The sequence below is a fragment of the Mesorhizobium sp. M7A.F.Ca.ET.027.03.2.1 genome, assembly GCF_003999175.1.
Lineage (GTDB): Bacteria > Pseudomonadota > Alphaproteobacteria > Rhizobiales > Rhizobiaceae > Mesorhizobium.
Genome location: NZ_RZOM01000979.1, coordinates 1 through 2,351 on the forward strand (window position 1 = coordinate 1; position 2,351 = coordinate 2,351).

At 61.1% G+C, this 2,351-nt stretch carries 4 protein-coding genes; 2 read left to right on the forward strand and 2 right to left on the reverse strand.

Annotated features, from left to right (window positions below; all coding sequences use genetic code 11):
* Both EN750_RS29915 and EN750_RS29920 read right to left on the reverse strand, forming a co-directional pair.
* Positions 1–425, reverse strand: a 425-nt coding sequence (locus EN750_RS29915; protein WP_127398889.1) for a GDYXXLXY domain-containing protein, incomplete at its 3' end; no start/stop codon positions are given.
* Complete coding sequence (locus EN750_RS29920; protein WP_127398890.1) at positions 422–1,540, reverse strand: DUF2157 domain-containing protein; 1,119 nt, start codon at positions 1,538–1,540, stop codon at positions 422–424. The genes EN750_RS29920 and EN750_RS29915, both read right to left, overlap by 4 nt.
* 236 nt (positions 1,541–1,776) lie before the next feature.
* Here EN750_RS29920 and EN750_RS29925 point away from each other — a divergent pair, with 236 nt between their 5' ends.
* Together EN750_RS29925 and EN750_RS29930 are read left to right on the forward strand one after the other, a co-directional pair.
* Positions 1,777–1,917 (forward strand): DUF1127 domain-containing protein, encoded by a 141-nt coding sequence (locus tag EN750_RS29925; protein ID WP_013531315.1) that lies wholly within the window; start codon positions 1,777–1,779, stop codon positions 1,915–1,917.
* A 50-nt stretch (positions 1,918–1,967) separates the two neighbouring features.
* Positions 1,968–2,108 (forward strand): DUF1127 domain-containing protein, encoded by a 141-nt coding sequence (locus EN750_RS29930; protein WP_127323233.1) that lies wholly within the window; start codon positions 1,968–1,970, stop codon positions 2,106–2,108.
* The last annotated feature ends 243 nt before the right edge of the window (positions 2,109–2,351 follow it).

Below are 2,351 nucleotides of genomic sequence, written 5' to 3' on the forward strand. Positions count from 1 at the left end.
ATGCCATAGTCCGGTGCGATGGTCGCCTCTTCGCCGCGAAGGTCCCAGCCCTCGGCAACGTGGCCTGATATATCGGCCTCGTCGGCAGTGGCCGGCGTCGGCGCCTTGCCGAACCAGGCGGTCGTCGGCTGCCAATAGTTGTCGGCGCCCTTCTTCAGGCGCACGACAATCACAGTGTCGTCGCTGGAAAATTTGTCGGGTGGGATGTTGGCGATCATTTTCACCGGTATGCGCGAAATCTCGTAGCCGAGGATAATGTAGTCGCCGCGCAGGAGGTCGCGCGGATCGACAGGTTCGATCTTCAGCAGCACCTCTTTGCCGTTGCGCAGGATCGCCGCCCGGCCGGCGATGATCCAGCTCAGGAAGCCGATCTGGACGAGCGCCAGCACAAGTGCCGAGATGACAAGCCTTTTCCCGGTGATCATGCCGTGGCTCCTTTGGCATCTGGACCCTTCATGCGTTTTTCCACGCGGATGATGACGATCGCAAGGATGCCGAGCAGCACCGCGGCGGCCAGGAAGAAGCCGGCTGTATCGAGCATCGATTGCAAGGTCACCACATAGATGATGGCGAGTTCGAAGGCGAAGCCGAGATAGGCAAGCCAGCGCAGCCCGCGGCTCTCCCGTCCTGCCAGCACGACTGCCGCAACGATGCCGGCCAGGGCAACGACCGAAGCGATGGCGAAACCGCTTTCGTAGGTGCTTTCATCGGCGAGTTCGAACTGGATCATTGCGAGGCCGGTGAGGAAGCCGAGCAATGCGTGCAAGGGCAAGCGGCCGCCGAGTTGCACGACCCGGTCGACCGGATCCGGCGAGAAGACCGAGGCCGCGAACAGCAGCGCCGAGACGACGACCAGCGGGATCGCCACCTGCAGCGTGTCGTGGTTGGTGACCAGCAGCACAAGATAGAACAGAACCGACAGGATGATCAGGTGGCGCGCCGCCTGGCTGCGGGTCCAGAACGAGACGGCAAACAGCACGATCGCCATGATCACGAAGGCATGCGGAAATTCGCTGCGGCTGTAGTAGTCGAAGCCTTTGAGGAACAGCCAGGCATCGGCGATGCCGACCGAAGCGACCGTCAGCGGATTCGAACGCAGCGCAACCGCCGCCAGCGCCGTGCCGGCGCCCCAGGTGACCAGAGCAGACGCCTCGTCGCCCGAGAGATGATACATCTGGCCGATCAGCGCGATCGAGCCGCCGAAAGCCGCGGCCGCCACGACCCAGAGCGCTTCCCCGATCGCCGCATGGTTGCGGGCCTTCAGCACCGCGCCGCCGACATAGCCACCAAGGATGACGGCAAACAGTGCCGCCACGCGCGCCAGCCTCGGGATCGCGTCCCAGTTGGCGGCGACGAAAATCAGGATGGCGGCGCCGAAAAGCAAGGCGGCCATCATTGCCAGGATAGAGCCGAAGCTGAGCGACTCGCGCGCGTTGGCCTCGACATCGCGCGAAAGCGAATCGGCTGTGGCGGCGTCAATCAGCCCGGCCTGCAGCCAACGCGCGATATCCGCCCTGACCCGCGACGAATACCCCGCCATGCTGCGTCTCCCCCAAGTTTGGTCTTTTTTTCAGCCGATCCGGTCAAATCGTTGACGCGGCGGCATTTTCCGATTCGGGTTTCTTTGTGTCAGGTCCGTGAACCCCGTTAATGCTGCATTGCACAATTTGCATTGCTGCCATGCAGCCATAGCGCTTTTAAATCGATATGGGTCCGACTATTTATAGTTCGTACACAAACGGAATGATCCGCAAGAAAGACGAAACGAGAACTACCATGAACCTGATCCGCAACTACCGCAACTGGCGCCGCTACAGGGACACCGTGTCCGAGCTGAGCCGCCTGAGCAACCGTGAACTGACCGACCTCGGCATCAGCCGCAGCGACATTCCTTACGTCGCTCGCAAGGCGGTCTAATTCTTCGGACCGCGAATGGTCCGAACCAGTTTTTGAAAAAGAGAACGACAATGAACCTGATCCGCAATTATCGTAACTGGCGCGTTTATCGCGAGACGGTTACCGAGCTGGGTCGCCTTTCCAACCGCCAGCTGCATGATCTCGGTATCGTCCGCGACGAAATCAAGATGATCGCCCGCCAGGCGATCTAGACAGAATTTCGCCAGGGTCGACCTCCTCCCCGACCTTGACGAATACGGTCACCCCTTACCTTCTCCCAAGGGTTGACCACAAAAACGGCGCCCGCCGCACCTCCTCCCGCGGCGGGCGTTGTTTCCCCGGGGCAAATTTTGCCCCAAAGGTTTCGCCCCTTTTCAAACGGCGAAAGAGTTTTCGTCAAAGCCGACCTCCTCCCCGGCGATGACGAATAGGCCCGACCTTCACCTCCTCCCGAG